The 18442-nt window shown below is 65.8% G+C and carries 18 protein-coding genes; 11 read left to right on the plus strand and 7 right to left on the minus strand.

Annotated elements, in window-relative coordinates; genetic code table 11:
* Positions 1 to 43: 43 nt before the first annotated feature.
* The 3 genes from ACX80V_RS09945 to ACX80V_RS09955 all read right to left on the minus strand — a co-directional run bounded on the left by ACX80V_RS09945 (position 44) and on the right by ACX80V_RS09955 (position 2385).
* Positions 44 to 766 (minus strand): flavodoxin family protein, encoded by a 723-nt coding sequence (locus ACX80V_RS09945; RefSeq protein ID WP_485842995.1) that lies wholly within the window; start codon positions 764 to 766, stop codon positions 44 to 46.
* A 66-nt stretch (positions 767 to 832) separates the two neighbouring features.
* Complete coding sequence (locus ACX80V_RS09950; protein ID WP_485842996.1) at positions 833 to 1447, minus strand: nitrobindin family protein; 615 nt, start codon at positions 1445 to 1447, stop codon at positions 833 to 835.
* Positions 1448 to 1617: 170 nt separating this feature from the next.
* On the minus strand, positions 1618 to 2385 hold the full coding sequence (locus tag ACX80V_RS09955) for a permease (protein ID WP_485843071.1): 768 nt from the start codon (positions 2383 to 2385) through the stop codon (positions 1618 to 1620).
* 348 nt (positions 2386 to 2733) lie between these two features.
* On the opposite strand from ACX80V_RS09955, the gene ACX80V_RS09960 reads away from it, so the two are divergent.
* From ACX80V_RS09960 to asd, 10 genes are all read left to right on the plus strand, one after another.
* Positions 2734 to 3432 carry a winged helix-turn-helix transcriptional regulator gene (locus ACX80V_RS09960; protein ID WP_056344481.1) on the plus strand — a complete coding sequence of 233 codons (699 nt, stop codon included), beginning with the start codon at positions 2734 to 2736 and terminating at the stop codon, positions 3430 to 3432.
* A 223-nt stretch (positions 3433 to 3655) separates the two neighbouring features.
* Positions 3656 to 4627, plus strand: a complete 972-nt coding sequence (mshD, locus tag ACX80V_RS09965) for a mycothiol synthase (protein ID WP_058931688.1) — start codon at positions 3656 to 3658, stop codon at positions 4625 to 4627.
* A gap of 148 nt (positions 4628 to 4775) precedes the next feature.
* Positions 4776 to 7025, plus strand: coding sequence for an RNA degradosome polyphosphate kinase (locus tag ACX80V_RS09970; protein ID WP_485842997.1), 2250 nt, complete (start codon positions 4776 to 4778; stop codon positions 7023 to 7025).
* Positions 7026 to 7035: 10 nt separating this feature from the next.
* The gene (locus tag ACX80V_RS09975; RefSeq protein ID WP_485842998.1) at positions 7036 to 8004 is read left to right on the plus strand and encodes an NUDIX hydrolase; all 969 of its coding nucleotides are present in this window, start codon (positions 7036 to 7038) and stop codon (positions 8002 to 8004) included.
* A 148-nt stretch (positions 8005 to 8152) separates the two neighbouring features.
* Positions 8153 to 9817 (plus strand): hypothetical protein, encoded by a 1665-nt coding sequence (locus tag ACX80V_RS09980; protein ID WP_485842999.1) that lies wholly within the window; start codon positions 8153 to 8155, stop codon positions 9815 to 9817.
* Positions 9814 to 10203 (plus strand): GntR family transcriptional regulator, encoded by a 390-nt coding sequence (locus ACX80V_RS09985; RefSeq protein WP_485843000.1) that lies wholly within the window; start codon positions 9814 to 9816, stop codon positions 10201 to 10203. The genes ACX80V_RS09980 and ACX80V_RS09985 overlap by 4 nt, the downstream gene beginning before the upstream one ends.
* Before the next feature lie 85 nt (positions 10204 to 10288).
* Entirely contained in the window at positions 10289 to 11092 is an 804-nt protein-coding gene (locus tag ACX80V_RS09990) for a thymidylate synthase (RefSeq protein WP_058931684.1), read from the plus strand.
* Positions 11089 to 11673, plus strand: coding sequence for a dihydrofolate reductase (locus ACX80V_RS09995; RefSeq protein WP_485843001.1), 585 nt, complete (start codon positions 11089 to 11091; stop codon positions 11671 to 11673). Before ACX80V_RS09990 ends, ACX80V_RS09995 begins: the two co-directional genes overlap by 4 nt.
* 1 nt (position 11674) lies before the next feature.
* On the plus strand, positions 11675 to 11893 hold the full coding sequence (locus tag ACX80V_RS10000; RefSeq protein ID WP_056344500.1) for an NF038396 family protein: 219 nt from the start codon (positions 11675 to 11677) through the stop codon (positions 11891 to 11893).
* 96 nt (positions 11894 to 11989) lie between these two features.
* Entirely contained in the window at positions 11990 to 13132 is a 1143-nt protein-coding gene (gene asd / locus ACX80V_RS10005; RefSeq protein WP_056344503.1) for an aspartate-semialdehyde dehydrogenase, read from the plus strand.
* 99 nt (positions 13133 to 13231) lie between these two features.
* On the opposite strand, the gene ACX80V_RS10010 is transcribed toward asd, so the two are convergent.
* Positions 13232 to 14209: a type IV toxin-antitoxin system AbiEi family antitoxin domain-containing protein gene (locus ACX80V_RS10010; RefSeq protein WP_485843002.1), complete on the minus strand. Its 978-nt coding sequence runs from the start codon at positions 14207 to 14209 to the stop codon at positions 13232 to 13234.
* 194 nt (positions 14210 to 14403) lie between these two features.
* The gene (locus ACX80V_RS10015; RefSeq protein ID WP_485843003.1) at positions 14404 to 15501 is read right to left on the minus strand and encodes a winged helix DNA-binding domain-containing protein; all 1098 of its coding nucleotides are present in this window, start codon (positions 15499 to 15501) and stop codon (positions 14404 to 14406) included.
* Between the two features lie 91 nt (positions 15502 to 15592).
* Here ACX80V_RS10015 and ACX80V_RS10020 point away from each other — a divergent pair, with 91 nt between their 5' ends.
* The gene (locus ACX80V_RS10020; protein ID WP_485843004.1) at positions 15593 to 16048 is read left to right on the plus strand and encodes a hypothetical protein; all 456 of its coding nucleotides are present in this window, start codon (positions 15593 to 15595) and stop codon (positions 16046 to 16048) included.
* Positions 16049 to 16050: 2 nt separating this feature from the next.
* Here the strand turns inward: ACX80V_RS10020 and ACX80V_RS10025 are convergent, their stop codons facing one another.
* A complete protein-coding gene (locus tag ACX80V_RS10025; RefSeq protein WP_485843005.1) occupies positions 16051 to 17118 on the minus strand; it encodes a UDP-N-acetylmuramate dehydrogenase in 1068 nt (355 codons plus the stop codon).
* A 48-nt stretch (positions 17119 to 17166) separates the two neighbouring features.
* Positions 17167 to 18441 carry an MFS transporter gene (locus ACX80V_RS10030; RefSeq protein ID WP_485843006.1) on the minus strand — a complete coding sequence of 425 codons (1275 nt, stop codon included), beginning with the start codon at positions 18439 to 18441 and terminating at the stop codon, positions 17167 to 17169.
* Position 18442 lies beyond the last annotated feature (1 nt).

The following is an 18442-nucleotide window of genomic DNA, read 5'->3' on the forward strand; positions in this document are numbered from 1 at the left end:
GGAACCCTGCGGTCGTGGCCCCAGGCGACCACCGGGGGCGGCGTCAGCGGTACTCCGGGTTCTCGAAGTCGAAGCGTGTTCCGGCTTTCCATTCTTCAGGAAGATTGCCGTACGCGGGAATCCCGCCGGCGTCCTTAAGCATCCGGGCGAAATGCAGCAGGTTCCATGTCATAAACGTGGTGTTGCGGTTGGTGAAGTCGGATTCGGGGCCGCCGGAGCCTTCGTCAAGATAGCTCGGGCCGGGGCCAACCGGGCCGATCCAGCCGGCGTCGGCCTGGGGAGGGATGGTGAAGCCGACATGCTGCAGGCTGTACAGCACGTTCATGGAGCAATGCTTGATGCCGTCCTCGTTGCCGGTGATCAGGCAGCCGCCAACTTTGGGGTAGAACACCCATTGGCCCTTGTGGTTGAGTTCCCCCGAATGCGCGTAAAGCCGTTCGATCAGCTTCTTGGTCTGGGAGGAGTTGTCGCCCAGCCAGATCGGCCCGGCAACCACCACGATGTCCGCTTCTTCAACAGCCGGGTACAGTTCCGGCCACTCGTCCGATGGCCAGCCGTGCTCAGTCATGTCCGGGTAAACACCGCTGGCGATGTCGTGATCGACAGTCCTGATCACGCGGGTGCCCACGCCCTGCTTCTCCATGATGAGGCGGCTGACGTTGATAAGGCCCTCGGTGTTGCTCGTCTCCGGCGACCGCTTCAGGGTCCCGTTGAAGAACACAGCCTTCAGGTCGCTGTAATCCGTGGAGTTTTGCGGTGCAGCCATGACGCTCCCTTGATTCACTCGTGGGTGAAGCCCAGGAAGCCAAGTCTACTGAGGATCGGCAGGGCGTCAGGAAACCTTTTTCAGGAAAGCCGAGGCGTGCGCCTCGAGGCCTTTGCCGGGCTGCGACGCCCCGCCGGTGGCCACGTCCCAGCGCCAGAGCAGGTTGCCGTCCACCAGTCCGAAGATCCGGGTGGCCGCGCTGTAGTCCTTGGAATGGCTGCCGCGCATCACCATGTCGGTGGTCAGCTGGATCTGCGGGCCCTTGATCTGCCCGTAGTAGAGCTCGGAGATCCCGCCGGGATGGGCGATGGACACAGAGATATCGAACCCGCCGTCTTTATTGCGGTGCGCTTCGACTTCATCGGCGCTCTTGAGGGCGGGAACAATATCGGCCGGAATCAGGCCCGGTCCGCCGTCGGCATCAAGCTGTTTGCGCTCCAGCGCCCAAAAACCGGTCTCAACTGTCAGCGGCCGCAGGCGCGTGCCGTCGTCGTCAGTTAACCAGCTCTCCGCGCGGTACTGAAGATACGGCAGGCCGTTGTGCGTGAAGGAGACATGCTGGAGGAAGTGCTCCGAGTCCTCGTCCCCGCTGCCGAGCCGGCCGCTGCCTTCCCACTCACCAATGAGCCAGGAAAGCGGAACAAGTTCGGGTGTCAGGTCTGTAGGAATTTCTATCGGCACGGCAATAACCTCAGGAAAATGCTAGCTCGTTGAACGGGTTTACTTCTGGCCTTTGAAGAGGCGGTAAACCACAAAGCCGGCGAACCAGGCCATGGACAGGCTGGCGATGCCGAGCAGGACGAGGAAGAAGATTTCAAATGCAAGTACGGACATGATGCCATCCTAACCGGTTAGTAGATGAGTAGTTTGTCTATGAAGTAAGCCAGGGAGCCCACGGCCGAAACCGGCGCAAGGCCCATGCTAACCGCAGCCAAAAGATTCAGCGGACCGCCGCGGAGTGTTACGAGTCGGCGGAAGCTGACCAGCACGGCGCCCACCACAACACCGAAGATCGCCGCCGGCAGAACAGCAATATCGGAGAAGACCAGGCCAGCGAGCGGCCCGGCAAGTCCTGCCATCACGATGCCGAGGGGGGCCACGATGCTGTCCGGCCAGCGGATGAGGCCGGCCAGCAGCGCCACGGCAGCGCTGATGGCTGCCACCAGGAGCATCTCGCGGACGCCGTTGAAGCGCGCGCCGGCGACCCAGCCTGCTCCCAGGCAGGAGAGGAGCACACCGGCGCAGCAGCCCAGGGTGGATTCAAGCCGCTGGGCCTGGCCGGTGCCTCGGATGAGCTGCACCACAAACACGGCCATCATTCCCAGCGCCATAAATGCAGGCGTCCAGTCCAGGAAACCCGGGGCGGGGACAAAGCCGGCCGCGAGCGCCGATCCGACGCCGGGCAGCGCAATGACGGCTGCAAGGGTCTTTTTCGCGGGGATGCGGAGAAAGTGGGGCCAGCCGATGCCTACCGCCACAGCAATCACCGCGGCGACGCCGATGAGTGCCTCGCGTGAGATGTAGACGCCGGCGATGATCGCTGCGAGTCCCGCCACTCCGACAACACCGATGACCCACGAGCCCAGTGACTTTGCCGGGGCCTGCACCTCGGCGGTCATCGGGAACCCGGCCTGCCGGTTCGCTTCGGCTTCGACTCTGCACTCAATTCGTGGCATCCCATTCTGGCTGTGGACCCGGCGGCTCTGCCTTCGGTGTCAGGGCGTTCTGCCCCACGGATCAATCCTGCCTTATGTGACCCGGATATGTCGCAAAACGAAGGTTTGAGGGGGCGGAATCCGTGCTGTCGTGCAGGCCGGTGGGTATACTCAGAGTTCAGCTACGCTTCCTGCTACGGATGCCGGCCGGATAGATTCTTAGCCGGCCAAGTCCGCTGCAGTGAGATAGTACCGGCCGGTGAAAACCCGGTTCAGTCGCCCAAAGATGCGCGGACGCCCCTTGGAGGAACAATGTCGCACATCCTGCTATTGACGAACAGCACCGGTTCTTCGGTAGACATTCTGCCTGCCCTGGAATTGCTGAACCACCGCGTGCACATCCTCGCCGCGGAACCCACAGCCCTGCTGGAAACCGATCCCTGCGATATTGTGCTTCTCGACGCCCGCAAGGACCTGGTAGGCGCCCGCTCCCTCACCCAGCTGCTCAAGGCCACAGGTTTGAGCGCGCCCTTGGTCCTGATCCTGACCGAGGGCGGCATGGCCGCTGTTTCTTCGGCCTGGGCCGTGGATGACATCGTGCTCGATTCAGCCGGTCCCGCCGAAGTGGAAGCCCGCATCAGGCTCTCCGTGGCGCGGGCAGTTCCGGACAAGGATGACGCCCCCACGGAGATCCGCGCGGCAGGTGTGGTCATCGATGAAGCGAGCTACACTGCCCGCGTGAACGGCGCCCCGCTGAACCTGACGTTCAAGGAATTCGAACTCCTCAAGTACCTGGCCCAGCACCCCGGCCGCGTCTTCACCCGCCAGCAACTGCTCACCGAGGTGTGGGGCTATGACTACTACGGCGGCACGCGCACCGTGGATGTCCACGTCCGGCGGCTGCGTGCCAAACTCGGCGCGGACCACGAAAACCTGATCAGCACTGTCCGGAACGTCGGCTACCGCCTGACCCTGGTGCGGCAGCAGGAAGACGAACTGACGGAAGCCTGACACCGTTCAGACAGCAACAGCCCCGGACCAGTGGTCCGGGGCTGTTGCTGTCTTAGTCAGGCTGTATTTGTGGAGGACATACGGGTCGAACGTATCGAGGCCACCCCACTGGTGGATCCCCCTCGTTCCCACCGTTAGCGGCGGGTGAGATATCGACTATACGTGCCTGCCCCGGGGCCATCAAATCGGAGCGCCTTCCGGCCGGGGCGTATAGCCTAGCCTCATGAGTCCTGCGCACCCGGAAAAATGGCCCGTCCTTATTGTCCACGGCGGCGTGGAACAACAGCTGCTGAAGGACTGTGTGGCGCTCCTGGCAGCTGCCGAGGAGTCTGACGGCAACCCCTCGCTTTCCGAGCAAACAGTGGTGACGCTCCGCGCCGGGGACTCTGCAGAGCATTCCCTCCTGACCCTGGCGCTCTACGCGCCGGACGAGGATTCCGATCCCTCCTCCGGCCAGGACCTGGCCGGGTTTGCCGTTGTTGTGGAGGAGCCGGACGGCAGTGGAGTGCTGGAAATTGCCGTCCACCCCAGCTACCGCAACCAGGGCGTGGCGGACCGGCTTGTCGGCGCACTCCAGTCCGGGCGGGGCCTGGATGGGCTGAAGGCCTGGTCCCACGGCAACCACGAGGCAGCCGCGGACCTCGCCGCCCGCTACGGCTACGGTCCGGTGCGCGAACTCTGGAAGATGAGGCTGACCACCGCCACGGCAGAACTGCCCGACGTCGGTCTACCGGATGGCGTCACGCTCCGCCCCTTTGTGCCGGGCAAGGACGAGGACCGCTGGTTGGCTACGAACCGCGCCGCATTTGCCCACCACCCCGAGCAGGGCTCGATGTCCCGCGCGGACCTGGATGCCCGCATGGCCGAGGACTGGTTTGATCCCGCCGGCTTCCTGCTGGCCGTGGACGCCGAGGACCGGTTGCTGGGATTCCACTGGACCAAGGTGCATCCGCGCCACGGCGCCCACCCTGCGATCGGCGAGGTCTACGCTGTGGGCGTCACACCGGCCGCGCAGGGTATGGGCCTGGGAAAAGCACTCACTGTGGCTGGCATCAGGCATCTGCAGGGCCTGGGGCTTCACGCCGTCATGCTCTACACGGATGCCGACAACACCGCTGCCGTTTCCCTCTACCGGGGCCTGGGCTTCACACGCTGGGATATGGACGTAATGTACGGACCGCTGGCCTCCGTTTAGTGCCGCCCGGGTGAGTTATCCCACTCGTGTGACCAACGACTTCGGGTGGCCCGAAATCTAGGGCTTATGCACCCTGATTGATTGTAAGGTTGGTAAAGAACCGCGCCGGCCGAGGGCCAGCATCAAGCGCCAGGTAAGAGGAGAGACCATGAAACCGGAACCCGCCGGAACAGTCACGTCCGAGGGCGCTTCAGTGCCGGTGCGCGCGCGCTTCGGCTCATCCGAAGTCCCTGCCTCGCGTGCAACGCAGGACCGGATCGACATCCCCGAGTTTGCGCCCAACCTTGTGCCCGAAGGGGACATCCGGCCTGACCGTTTCCTGGACCGCGAACTCAGCTGGCTGGCTTTCAACTCCCGCGTCCTGGAACTCGCCGAAGATCCCTCGCTCCACCTCCTGGAACGCGTGGCTTTCCTGTCCATCTTCGCGTCCAACCTGGACGAGTTCTTTATGGTCCGGGTGGCCGGCCTGAAGCGGCGCATCGCCACCAACCTCGCCGTGCCCTCCCCTGCCGGCCTCAGCCCTGTGGAGGTGCTGGAGAAGATCGGCGACGAAGCCCACCGCCTCCAACAGCGCCATGCCCAGGTCTACGCCGAACAGATCCGTCCCGCCCTGGCCTATGAGCACATCCACCTGATGCACTGGGACGAACTGGATGACGCCGCCAAGCAGCAGCTCAGTGCCATGTTTGCCGAAAAGGTCTTCCCGATCCTGACGCCGCTGGCCGTGGACCCGGCACACCCGTTCCCCTACATTTCGGGGCTCTCCCTCAACCTGGCCGTCGTGGTCCGCAACCCCGTGAGCGACAAGGAACTTTTCGCCCGCCTCAAGGTTCCGGACCAGCTTCCCCGCCTGATCTCCATCGACGGTCCGCGGGCCGGCGCCGTGGCGGGACGCGTGGCGCGTTTCATCGCGCTTGAAGAAGTCATCGCCGTCCACCTGGACAAGCTCTTCGCCGGCATGGAAGTCCTGGAACACCACATCTTCCGCGTCACCCGCAACGAGGACCTCGAAGTCGAAGAGGACGACGCCGAGAACCTCCTGCAGGCGCTGGAGAAGGAACTGCTGCGCCGCCGGTTCGGCCCGCCCGTCCGCCTCGAAGTCACCCACGACATCAACCCGAACATCCGGGCCCTGCTCATCCGTGAGCTCGGAGTGGACGAGTCCGAGGTGTACTCGCTCCCGGCTCCGTTGGACCTCCGCGGCCTGTCCGTCATTGCCGGAATTGACCGTGCCGACCTTCATTACCCCAAGCACATGCCGCACACGTCCCGGTTCCTCAACGAGTCCGAGACGTCCAAGGCCGCCAACGTTTTCTCGGCCATGCGCCGCCGCGACATCCTGCTCCACCACCCGTACGACTCCTTCTCCACCTCGGTGCAGGCGTTCCTGGAACAGGCGGCCGCTGACCCCAAGGTCCAGGCCATCAAGCAGACCCTGTACCGGACCTCGGGCGACTCCCCCATCGTTGACGCCCTGATCGATGCCGCCGAGGCCGGCAAGCAAGTGCTGGCCCTCGTGGAGATCAAGGCCCGGTTCGACGAGCAGGCCAATATCTCCTGGGCCCGCAAGCTGGAACAGGCTGGCGTCCACGTGGTCTACGGCATCGTGGGCCTGAAAACCCACTGCAAGCTGTCGCTGGTGGTCCGCCAGGAAGTGGACGGGCTGCGCCGCTACTGCCACATCGGCACCGGCAACTACCACCCCCGCACGGCCCGCTACTACGAGGACCTTGGCCTGCTTACCGCCAACGACCAGGTGGGCGAGGACCTTTCCAAACTGTTCAACCAGCTCTCCGGCTATGCGCCGAAGTCCACGTTCAAACGGCTCCTGGTTGCTCCGCGCTCCGTCCGCTCCGGGCTGATCGACCGCATCGAGACCGAGATCCGCAACGCCCGGGCCGGGCTGGCCGCCAGGGTGCAGATCAAGGTCAACTCCATGGTGGATGAAGCCATCATCGACTCCCTCTACCGCGCGTCCCAGGCCGGCGTGATGGTGGACGTCATTGTGCGCGGCATCTGCTCGCTGCGTCCCGGCGTTCCGGGCCTCAGCGACAACATCACCGTGCGCTCCGTGCTGGGCCGATTCCTGGAACACTCCCGGGTGTTCGCCTTTGCCAACGGCGGCGATCCTGTGGTTTACATCGGCTCGGCGGACATGATGCACCGGAACCTGGACCGCAGGGTCGAGGCCTTGGTCCAGCTGTCCAATCCCGACGACATCAGCTACGTCCTTAACCTGCTGCGCCGCTACATGGATCCTGAGACAGCCAGCTGGCATCTGGATAGCCAGGGCCTGTGGAACCGGCACCACGTTGCCGACGACGGCAGCCATCTCGACGACATCCAGTCCTGGCTGCTGGCGTCGCGCACCCGCCAGCGCAGCCTGAGCCGGCGGTAGGGCTACGGCGTTGGCGAGCGACATCCTCGTAGCAGACCAAACAGGCCATCCCGGCGAGGCAGTCGCCGTCGTCGCGGCCGGGGCGCTGCCCTGGCGTATCAACTCCGAAGGTCTCGAAGTCCTGCTGATCCATCGTCCGCGATATGACGACTGGTCCTGGCCCAAGGGCAAGATCGACGCCGGCGAGACCATTCCCGAATGCGCGGCCCGTGAGGTGCAGGAGGAGATCGGACTTGATGCGCCCCTGGGCATTCCGCTGCCGCCGATCCACTACCGGGTGGCGACCGGACTGAAGGTGGTCCATTATTGGGCGGTCCACGTCAACGGAGCCCGCCTCGTTCCCGACGGCAAGGAGGTGGACCGCGTGGTGTGGTGCGCCCCTGAAACGGCCGCGGGACTGCTGTCCAATCCGACCGACGTCGTTCCCTTGGAGTATCTGCGGGCAGCCCATGGCCGGGGTGACCTCAACACGTGGCCGCTGATTGTGGTGCGGCATGCAAAGGCCAAGCCCCGCTCGTCCTGGTCCAAAGCCGAGGGTGAACGGCCCCTGGCCGCGACGGGAATCAGGCAGGCGCAGGCCGTGGGCCGGCTGCTGCAGGCCTGGAAGCCGCCGCGCGTGGCGACGAGTCCCTGGCAGCGCTGCGTTTCAACGGTGGCGCCATATCTGAGGGCAACAGGGGCCAAGGTCAAACTGGTGGAAGCGCTGACGGAACACCGGCACGCCAGGACCCCCAAGAAAACCGCGGCCGCCATTGAGTCGCTCCTGGAGAAGGCACAGCCCGTCGCCGTCTGCACGCACCGTCCCGCACTGCCCACTATCCTGGGCCAGCTGGGCAAGCACATGCCAAGCCGCGTGCGCGCGCTCCTGCCGGACGCCGACCCGTACCTGTCCCCTGGCGAGCTGGTGGTGTGCCACGTGGCCATCGACAACAGGCGCCGCATCGTGGCAGTGGAGCAGTTCAAGCCCTTCGACGACTAGGTTTTTTTGGTCAATGCCGGGCGCGTCGCCACAGCCTGTTGACCCCCAGATGTTTGTATCAAATACTTAGTACATTGATGCGCAAAATCTGGGGGATGATGTGCCAGGCGTCGACGGTCTCGAAATAGCGGTTCACAACGTGCCGCCCATGGTCCTGTTGTGGCCGTTCCTGTTGGCCGCCGGCCTCTACCTGCTGTTGCGGTGCGTGATCAGAGCCCCGGGCGGCGGGACCACCGCCGTCACGGTTTCCCAGCATGCGCTGTGGATCGGCGTGATCGGATGGTTGGCTAGCTCCCTGCAGGCCGCGGGGACTGCGGGCATCATTCCGGCGGGCAACACATCGCCCACCCTGGCCACGCCAACAAGCATCCTCGGAGCTTTGGCGTGGCCGGTCCTGGGCTGCCTCGCGGTCCATGCCGTGGGGCAGCTGAGCTACCCCGGACCCCGGCTCCCCCGCCGGCTGGCCTCCCTGGAGATCCGCCGCATCCGGGACTTCCTGCCCCGTCCCCTGGCCTGGACTGTCGCCGCGATCTTTGTCGGTTCGGCGCTGCAGATCGGGTTAGTGGCTGGTCTTCCCGCCTACGACGCCATCCCCTATGGCACTTTCCAGGAAGACTCGAGCAGTTTGAGGCGCATCGGTGGGGACGGCCGGATCCAGGGTTACATTTTGGCCGCCTGCCTGGGCGCCGCCTGGCTGACCCTGGCCTTGGGAACCGCGCTGGTGCTCAAACTCATCAGCCACCGGCGGCAGCTCAAGGCCCTGGATGCGCCGGAGAACGACCTGCTGCGGACCATCGCCATGAACAGGCTCCTGAGGACCGTCGCAATCATCGCCGCCGGGCTTGCCGCGGTGGCAGGCAATTTTGCTGCCCGGCCCGATCCGGCCGCCAATGTATCCAGCTGGACCAACCCGGCCGGATTCGCGGCGTTCGTGGTGCTGCTGGTCATGTGGGGGTGGGCGCCGCCCAAGCTGCCCAGCGTCCAGGTCAACGGCAATGGGAACAGGGCGGCGCTCTCAGAATCACCGGCCGCCGCGCATCCGGCAACCCGTCTCGTAGTATCCCTTGGAGCAGCCATGGGGTTCACCCCGGTAGCAGCCGCCGTACTGGGATTGTTCGTGCCCGGTCTCTATTTCCCCAGTGCCAATCTTCCGGGGCGGCCGGTGCTGTTTGTCGCGCTGATGGCGGCAGCCGTTCTGCTGGTGGCTGGGGCCGGCGAGCTGCTGCTCCAGCGCAGCTATGGCACCCACGGGATACCGCGGACATGGCCGCGGCAGGTGGTGAGCCCGGCCTTGCTCACCACGGCGATCGTCGCCGTCGTACTCTTCGTCGCGATCACGGTGCTGACTGCTGCCGGGGAATGGGAACTGCGTGAGGCCGGGCTGGAGGGTTTCCTGCGCCTGGGCGGCACGCCCCCCGATGGTGCTCCCGGCTGGGTGATCGCGGCGGTTGCGACGGCGGCCGTCGCGTCCATCGCCTGCCTGCCGGTTGTTGCGGCCCGGAGGCGTCGCAGCATATCCACCGACATCCACGGCCTGGACGCCGCGCTGCGGGCCATCACGGTCCATCGTGTGGTGCGGACGTTCGCCGCGTTCTGCACAGCCCAAGCAGGCGTGCTGCTGATGACGGCAAGCCAGGCCTGGCCGCCGTTGCTGGGCCTGCCGGCAACAACCTGGGCAGCCCCGTGGCAGCCGGCCATCATTGCCGGGGCGCTGCTCGCGGCCGCCGGCGTGCTGATCGCCGTCATCCCGGTCAAGGGTTTTGCCCGAACTCCAGCCGCCGCGGCGAAGCCTGTCCCGGAACGGGTGCCGTGAACGCCGGCATCTCCGTGGACCTGCGCTCGGCAACCCCGCCGTATGAACAGATCCGCTCGCAGATCAGCGCCCTGATCGCCACCGGAACATTCACCGCCGGAAGCCGGCTGCCCACGGTCCGCAGCCTGGCCGCCGATCTGGGCATCGCCGCCGGAACGGTCGCGCGGGCGTACAAGGAACTTGAAGCTGCCGGAGTCATTGAATCCCGACGGCGGAACGGCACCGTCGTCGCGCAGCCGGCACCGGGCGGCGCCCAGCAGGCAGGCGGGCCGGTGCCGGAAGCGGTGACTGCCGCCGTCGACCTTCTGGTCAATGCCGGCCGCGACGCCCGACTCACCGATGAACTGCTGCTCGATCTGGTCCGCGGCAAGCTGAGGAAGGGCTGATCCGACGCGCGGCCGGCGGCCAACCCTGAGGCCAGCCGCGGGACCCTTGCGGGGTCGGCAAGGCTTGGCCCGGTAGACTTTAGCCGTGAGCATCCCGACGCCTTATGAAGACCTCCTGCGCGATGTCCTGGCCCATGGCACGCACAAATCCGACCGGACGGGCACCGGAACCACCAGCGTTTTCGGCCGTCAACTGCGCTTTGACCTTGGCCGGAGCTTCCCGCTGATCACCACCAAACGCGTACATTTCAAGTCCGTGGCAGTGGAGCTGCTGTGGTTCCTGCGCGGTGAATCGAACGTCAAATGGATGCAGGACCAAGGCGTCAGCATCTGGAATGAGTGGGCCGACGCGGACGGCGAACTCGGCCCCGTCTACGGCGTCCAGTGGCGCAGCTGGCCCACCCCTGACGGCGGCCATGTTGACCAGATCGCCGAGCTGGTGGAGAACCTCAAGACCAACCCGGACTCGCGCCGGCACATCGTGTCTGCCTGGAACGTCTCCGAGCTCAAGGACATGGCACTGCCCCCGTGCCACGCGTTCTTCCAGTTCTATGTGGCCGACGGCAAACTGTCCTGCCAGCTGTACCAACGCTCGGCGGACATGTTCCTGGGCGTGCCCTTCAACATTGCCTCCTACGCCCTGCTCACGTGCATGATTGCGCAGCAGGTGGGGCTGGAGCCTGGCGAGTTTGTCTGGACAGGCGGCGACGTCCACATCTACGAGAACCACATGGACCAGGTCCTGAAGCAGCTGGACCGGGAACCGTATGAATACCCGCAGCTGTTGATCACCCGGAAGCCGGCGTCGATCTTCGACTACACGCTCGAGGACTTCGAAGTGGTGGGCTACCAGCACCACCCCACAATCAAGGCCCCGATCGCCGTATGAGCACCGAGAGCGCAGCAGACCCCCAGGACTTCACGCAGGAACTCGCCGGTTCCGTGACCGGCGTCGGCCTTGTCTGGGCGCAGACGTCCGGCGGTGTGATCGGCAAGGACGGCGATATGCCCTGGCACCTCCCTGAGGACCTCAAGCACTTCAACCGACTCACCATGGGGCACCCCGTGATCATGGGGCGCAAGACGTGGCTGTCCTTCGCGGACAAGTACCGTCCCCTGCCCGGCCGGACGAATATTGTGATCACCCGGCAGAAAAACTGGGGCGAATCGCCCGAGGCGGGGGGCGCCGTCGTGGTCCCCTCCCTGGATGATGCCCTCCTTGAGTCGCAGTTCGTCGACGGCGGCGGGACCGTGTGGATCCTGGGAGGCGGCGAAGTCTTCCGCCAGTCCACTGAACTCGCCAACGTCGCGGTGGTCACCACCATCGATGTGGAGGCCGACGGCGACACGTTCGCTCCGGAGCTCGATGAGACCTGGGAGGCGGCGGCGTCCGTCCCGCCAGACGGGTGGCTGACGGCGGCCAACGGAACGCGCTACAGGTTTACCAAATGGATTAGGACGCAGGGCTGAGATGTTGAAAAAACCGGAAACACTGTTTGTGCTGGGCTACATGCTGCTGCCGCTGCTCGCGCTGCTGTCTGCGATCGTGGGCCTGACCATGATCCTGGGCGGCAACAAGATCGCCGGCGCCATCGTGCTGGTGGTGGTGACGCAGGTGTTTGCCTTCGGCGCCTTCTACGCGTTGCGCCTCCGCAAAGCCGCGGTGCTGGAGGAGACCAACCGCAGCTGACGTCTGTTTCCTGCCCCACGCGCCGTCGCGCGTTATCCCTCACGGCAGTGACGTAACCGACTGCGCCCTGCGCGGTCCGGCGTCTAAACTGGACGAATGACTACAGCAGCTACCCCCTCCGTCGGCCTGGTCGGATGGCGCGGCATGGTCGGCTCCGTCCTGATGCAGCGCATGCAGGACGAGGGCGACTTCGCCAACATCAACCCGGTGTTCTTCTCCACGTCAAACGCGGGAGGTGCCGCCCCGTCGATTGCCGGTGCTGCCGCTGGCGCCGCCGGCAAGCTTGAGGACGCGTTCGACGTCGACACGTTGGCTAAGCTGCCCATTATTGTCACCGCCCAGGGCGGGGACTACACCAAGCGCGTGCACACCGAGCTGCGTGGCCGCGGCTGGGACGGCCTCTGGATCGACGCCGCCTCCACGCTGCGCATGAACGACGACTCGATCATCGTGCTGGACCCGATCAACCGCGACGTCATCGACAAGGGCCTGGTCAACGGGACCAAGGACTTCATCGGCGGGAACTGCACCGTTTCCTGCATGCTCATGGGCCTCGGCGGGCTGTTCAAGAACGGCCTCGTCGAATGGGGCACGTCCATGACCTACCAGGCTGCCTCCGGCGGCGGCGCGCGGCACATGCGCGAGCTCCTGAGCCAGTTCGGCACGCTCAACGCCGAAGTCAGCTCGGAACTGGACGACCCGGCGTCGGCCATCCTGGAAATTGACCGCAAGGTCCTGGCCCACCAGCGCTCCGACATCGACGCCACCCAGTTCGGCGTGCCCCTGGCCGGCTCACTCATCCCGTGGATCGACGCGGACCTGGGCAACGGACAGTCCAAGGAAGAGTGGAAGGCCGGGGTTGAAACCAACAAGATCCTGGGCACATCGGACGAAAACCGGATCATGATGGACGGCCTGTGCATCCGGATCGGGGCCATGCGTTCGCACTCGCAGGCACTGACGCTGAAGCTCCGTGAGGACCTCTCCGTGGCCGAGATCGAGAAGCTCCTCGCCGAGGACAACGAGTGGGCCAAGGTCATCCCGAACACCAAGGAAGACTCCATGGCAGGCCTGACCCCCGTGGCCGCGTCCGGCACGCTGGACATCCCCGTGGGCCGCATCCGCAAGATGGAAATGGGCCCGGAGTACATCAGCGCCTTCACCGTTGGTGACCAGCTGCTCTGGGGCGCCGCCGAGCCGCTGCGCCGCATGCTCAACATCGCCACCGGGAACCTGTAACCTCCCGCGGCTCCCCGCCACTCGAACGGCCCTGCCCCGCAGGAACGGTGCTGCCCCGCACCGCTCGTGCGGGGCAGAGCCGTCTTTGCGTTCAGGCGGTCAGGCGGTCAGGCCCGAGGCACGCAGGATCCTGGACCGGTCCATCATGGCCAACAGCCGGCGCCGCACATCCGCGGGATACGCCAAGTGCTTCCACTCAAGTCGAAGGACCAGCCAGCCTTCTTCGATCAGTGCGTTCTCCCGGCGACGCTCGGCGAGCAGCACCTCCTCCGTCGGTCTGTAGTCGGTGTATTTGCCGCTGCCATCAAACTCGATCACGATGCGGGCTACTGGATCCGCGAAGTCTGCCCTGAATTGACCACTTGGCGCCTGAATCTCGAACTGCGGAATGAACATGTGCAGATCGAATGATCGCAGCAGCAGCCTGGTCCGGGTCTCACCCACCGATTCCGACCGCCCATCCAGGGCCGCCAGCACATCCAGCGCCCGCCGGTTCCCGCGTTTGACCGGTCCCACGTCCAGAAGTTGCCGCATGCTGTCGATTCCAGCTCCCTTGCGCAGCGCGTGGTCGCCGATCACGGCTGCCTGCTCCAGTGGCAGGATACGGGCGCAGTCCAGGACGGTCCGTTCAATGCCGGTAGTCAGAATCTCTTTGCCATCCATGCTCCACAGCGTTGTCATATCTACGGGTTGCAGGTCCATCCGGTGAGTACGGACGTCCGTGCCGGCACTTTTCGTCGAGTTGGCATAGGCCGTGGTGACGTGGACCATGGGCCCGGCATCCCAGACGTGACACTCGTGCAGTCTCGCAGCACTGATATGGCTGTAGCGGCAGGCCCCGCCGGTGGACAGGAAGTGCGCCTGGATCCGCAGGGCATCCCTGGTCCACGGCTCCGCTCCCTTCCAGTCAGCGCTCCGGACGTAGGCTCCGCGTCGAAGGCGCAGGATGGTTCCGGCGCGGACTGCTGCCGTCAGGACCCGCTCGTCCAGCCCGGCCGCGTCCAACTGTTGCGTGGAGGCAACGGGGAAGGCCGGCCAGCGCCCATCCAGGAGCACACGGACTTTGTCGCCATTCATGGTCCAAGGTTCTCGGACCACGGCTGGCCCCGGTAGATCGCGGCCACATTATGTGGACAACCCCCGGCAGAAATACACGCATCCGCTTCTTCCGGCATCATTCGCTGCCCTGCCCCGCAGGAACGGTGCTGCCCCGCACCGCTTTTGCGGGGCAGGGCCGCTCGCGTTCGGCAGGGCGGCGAATGGGGCCTGGCTTAGCTGTCCAGGAATGCGAGGTACTGTACGGCGGCCTTGCTGAACACGGCCTGCGCAGCGGGTCCAAGTGGCTTGGCTGCGTCAAACAGTTCAGGCACGACGGCGGCGCTGCGGCTGGTTCCGGCCCGCGCCCACGTGCCGATCACCTCTCCCCGGGCCACGACGGTCTTCTTGAACACTCCGTTGCCGCCCGGGACGATCTTGTTGGCGTGCTCCGGCTCCAACACCAGGCTGCGGTCCTGATAGCCCAGCACAAACTCGTCGAAGCCCGGCAAGAGGAGGACGGACCGCTGCCCGGGCACGCCGTCGTCGAGCATTGATGCAGTCTCCGGTGACATCCAATAGTGAACGCCCCCGAATTCCAGCTCCACCAACTGCCCGCTGACCAACTCAAACGCCGCCCGCACGTCGGTCAGGGGAATCTGCGTCCACCAGGCGAAGTCGCGGACGGTGGCAGGGCCATGGCTGCGGAAGTAGCGCAACATGAACTCGGCGATCGCTTCCTGCCGCTCAAGCTCGCGCGACACCGGAATCCAGTCATCGAACGCCGCCAGCAGCTGCTGGCTACCGGCCAATGGCCCTTGAACCAGCCAGGCGTGCCGGCACAGCGTCCCCAAGAGGTGGACCCCCCGCTGGCCGGTGGTGGGCTGCCCGGCTGCTTCAAACACCTCGAAGAGTTCGGTCCGGCTCACGGGACCGCCGGCCGCAATCCGCTCCAAGGCAACGTCGCGGCACTTCTCGATGTCCGCCCACGTGATGTCCAGTTCCCGGTGCCGGCCGGCAATGATGCGGCTAAGACGCTCGGTGGTGAGGTCCAGCATCCAGCGCAGATCCTCCGGAGCCACCAGGTGCAAGGTGCCGCGCATCGGCCAGGACCGGACCACCCTTCCGCTGTCCAGCGCGGCGCGCACGTCAGTCAAACCTGCGCCCGGAACGCGGAGGCCCATGGCCCAGAGCGCGGCCTGCAGGTCCTGAGCCTGCGTGGCTGTCATCCAGCGGACCGCGGCCTCTACGGAGCCGAGCCCGGGACCGAGCAGTCCTTGAGAGGCAAGGCGTAACCTGCCCATCACCTTGGGGCTTACGCGGTTCACTGCCATGTCCTCATCGTAGGACCTGGCCCGATAAGGTGTAAGCATGACTTTGGGGAGTTTGTGGCAATTATTCGCGCGCGGAACACAGGCATGGCTGGTGGCAGGGACCGTATCGGTCCTGGCCGGCGTGGCCATCGGGCTGGCCCCGGCCATTGGTTTCCAGCCCCTGGGATTCCCGGGAGGCGGCGGCGAGGCACCCCTGGAATTCCTCTTGCCTTCCCTGTTCCTGTCGCTCGGCGGAGGGTACGCCGTGCTTTTTCCCGGTATCCGGGTGGGCCGCGGCAAGGTCCGCATTGTCCGTGACTGGAAGCTCTATCCCGTCAGCGGCCGGCTGCTCTGGATCCTCGCCCATGCCACCGCCGTGATCGGTTTGGTGGTTTGCATCCTTGCAGCCGCGAACCACCCGGCGGTTCCGGGACTTATGGTCTGGCTGTTTATGGGTCCATATTTGGCGCTGACCGGTTGGGCCGCAGCCCTGCTCGGCATGGCCACGAACGTCCGGCTGACAGAGGCCTTTGATGGGCCCATGGCGCCGGTGACGCGAGCCAGCTGACCCTAGAGCGTCACGCCGATGAGCAGCGGTTCCGGGTGCAGTTCAATGCCAAAGCGTTCGACGACGCCGGCGCGCACCTCGCGCGCAATGGCCAGCATGTCCTTGGCGCTGGCGGAGCCGCGGTTGGTGATGGCCAGCGTGTGCTTCGTGGACAGCGACGCCCGCCCGCCGGAGGCGCTGCCCTCCACCAGGCCATAGCCCTTGCCGAACCCCGCCTGGTCGATCAGCCAGGCGGCCGACAGCTTCACCAGCCCCTCTGCCCCCGCGGGGTACTGAGGGGCGGTATCCGGCAGCGTTGCCGCCACGTCCACGGGGACTATGGGGTTGGTGAAGAAGGACCCGGTGGAATAGGTGTCCCGGTCCTCGGGATCCAGCACCATGCCCTTGGAAGCCCGCAACCGCAGGACTTCCCGGCGGACATCGTTGGAGTAGGCCCGTTTGCCTGCCTCCACGCCCAGGGAGCGGGCCAGCTCGGCATAGCGGATGGGCGCGCTCATCCGGCCCAGCGGCAGCTGGAATTCCACGGTCAGCACGATGTAGCGGGGTGAGCCCTCGACGGTGGTCTGTTTCAGGATGGAATCGCGGTAGCCGAACTTCAGCTCTGAGTTGGTGAACGTCTGGACCGCGTTCCGGGTCCGGTCCCAGGTGCGGACCGCCGCGATGGTCTGGGAGACGTCAGAGCCGTAGGCCCCGACGTTCTGCACGGGCGTGGCGCCCGTGGCCCCCGGGATGCCGGAGAGTGCTTCGATGCCGGACCATGCATGCAGCACGGCGTGCTCCACGAGGGCATCCCAGTTGTGGCCGGCCTGGACCACCACCGCCACGCCGCCGCAGGAGTCCTCGGCGTTGACGGTGAACCCTTCGGAGGCGATCCTGATCACGGTGCCGGGGAACCCGTCGTCGGAAATCAGGAGGTTTGAGCCGCCGCCGATGATGAGGACCTGCTCCCCCGCAGCGTCAGCCGTGCGGACGGCGTCGATGATCTCCGCCTCGGTGCTGGCCTCAACATATTTGTCGGCGGGGCCCCCGACGGCGGCCGTGGTCAGGGCAGAAAGCATTGTCTGGGTCACCAAACCAGCGTAACAAGACCAAACCGAATCAAACGCCATCAAACTGAGCTAGGGAATCTTCCGGGCCACCGGTGAGAGGAAGAAGGTGGCCACCAGCATCACCATCACGGCCAGCAGCGAGTGCAGGATGCCCACGTGTTCAGCCAGCAGCCCCAACAGCGGCGGCCCACACAGGAACGCACCGTAGCCGATGGTGGAGACGACGGAGACGCGGGCCGCAGCCTTGGCGGGATCATCCGCGGCGGCGGACATGCCCACCGGGAAACCCAGCGAGGCGCCGAGTCCCCAGATGGCCAGGGCCACAAAGGCGAGCCAGGGAACGGGGGCAAACACAAACAGGCCGAGCCCGAACACCGCGAGCGCGGCGCACCAGCGCATCACCGGGACGCGGCCGAAGCGGTCCAGGACCACCGTGCCGGCGAAGCGTCCGATGGTCATGAAGGTCACGAAGAGCCCGTAGCCGGCGGCTCCGGCGGCGTCGGTCTGGCCGTGCCCGTCGGCGAGGGCCAGCGCCACCCAGTCCCCTGCTGCACCTTCGGCCAAGGCAAGCCCCAGGACCATGACTCCGAGCAGCAGGGTGCGCCGGTCGCGCCAGGCCTCCGCGATCTTGCGCTTGTTGTCCAGCGGGGCGCCGGAAGCGTCAGCGGGCGCCCCGGCGGTGACAATGGGGATCGGGCCGGTGAACGGGTCCTCGAAGTTGTCCTGTACATACGTCCGCTCCCCCGCGACCGGGGTGACATCTGCACGGAACCAGGCTGCCGCCGTCGTCACCGAGACGGCAACCACCACGCCGGCCGCCGCCAGGTGCCAAAACACCGGGACGGAGGTGGCTGCGGCCCACGCCCCAAGGCCTGCACCTGCCACGGTGCCGAGGCTGAATGCGCCGTGGAGCCGGGGCATGATGTGCCGGCCCACCGCGCGTTCCACCGAGGCACCCTCGACGTTGGAGGCCGTACTCCAGCTGGCGGAGCCGAGCCCGATGACGGCAAGTCCCACGGCCACCGCGAGCGGCGTGGCCAGCACCGACGTTCCAAATCCGGTGATGGCCATGCCGCAGGCCACCATGATGGCGCCGGTGCGGATGGTCCGTTTGGAGCCGAGACGCAGCACGATCAGCCCCGACGCGGACACCGAGACGAACGATCCCAAGGTCATGCACAGCAACAGCAAACCGACCGTGCCGGGGGTCAGCTCCAGCCCGTCGCGGATGGCGGGAAGCCGGGAAACCCAGGACGCGAAGGCCAGCCCACTGCCGGCGTAGGCAACCACCACGGCATTGCGCCAGGCAGTGACCTCGGCAGCGGCAGTTGTGTTGACGGTCAAA

Source organism: Pseudarthrobacter arbutini (assembly GCF_054510915.1).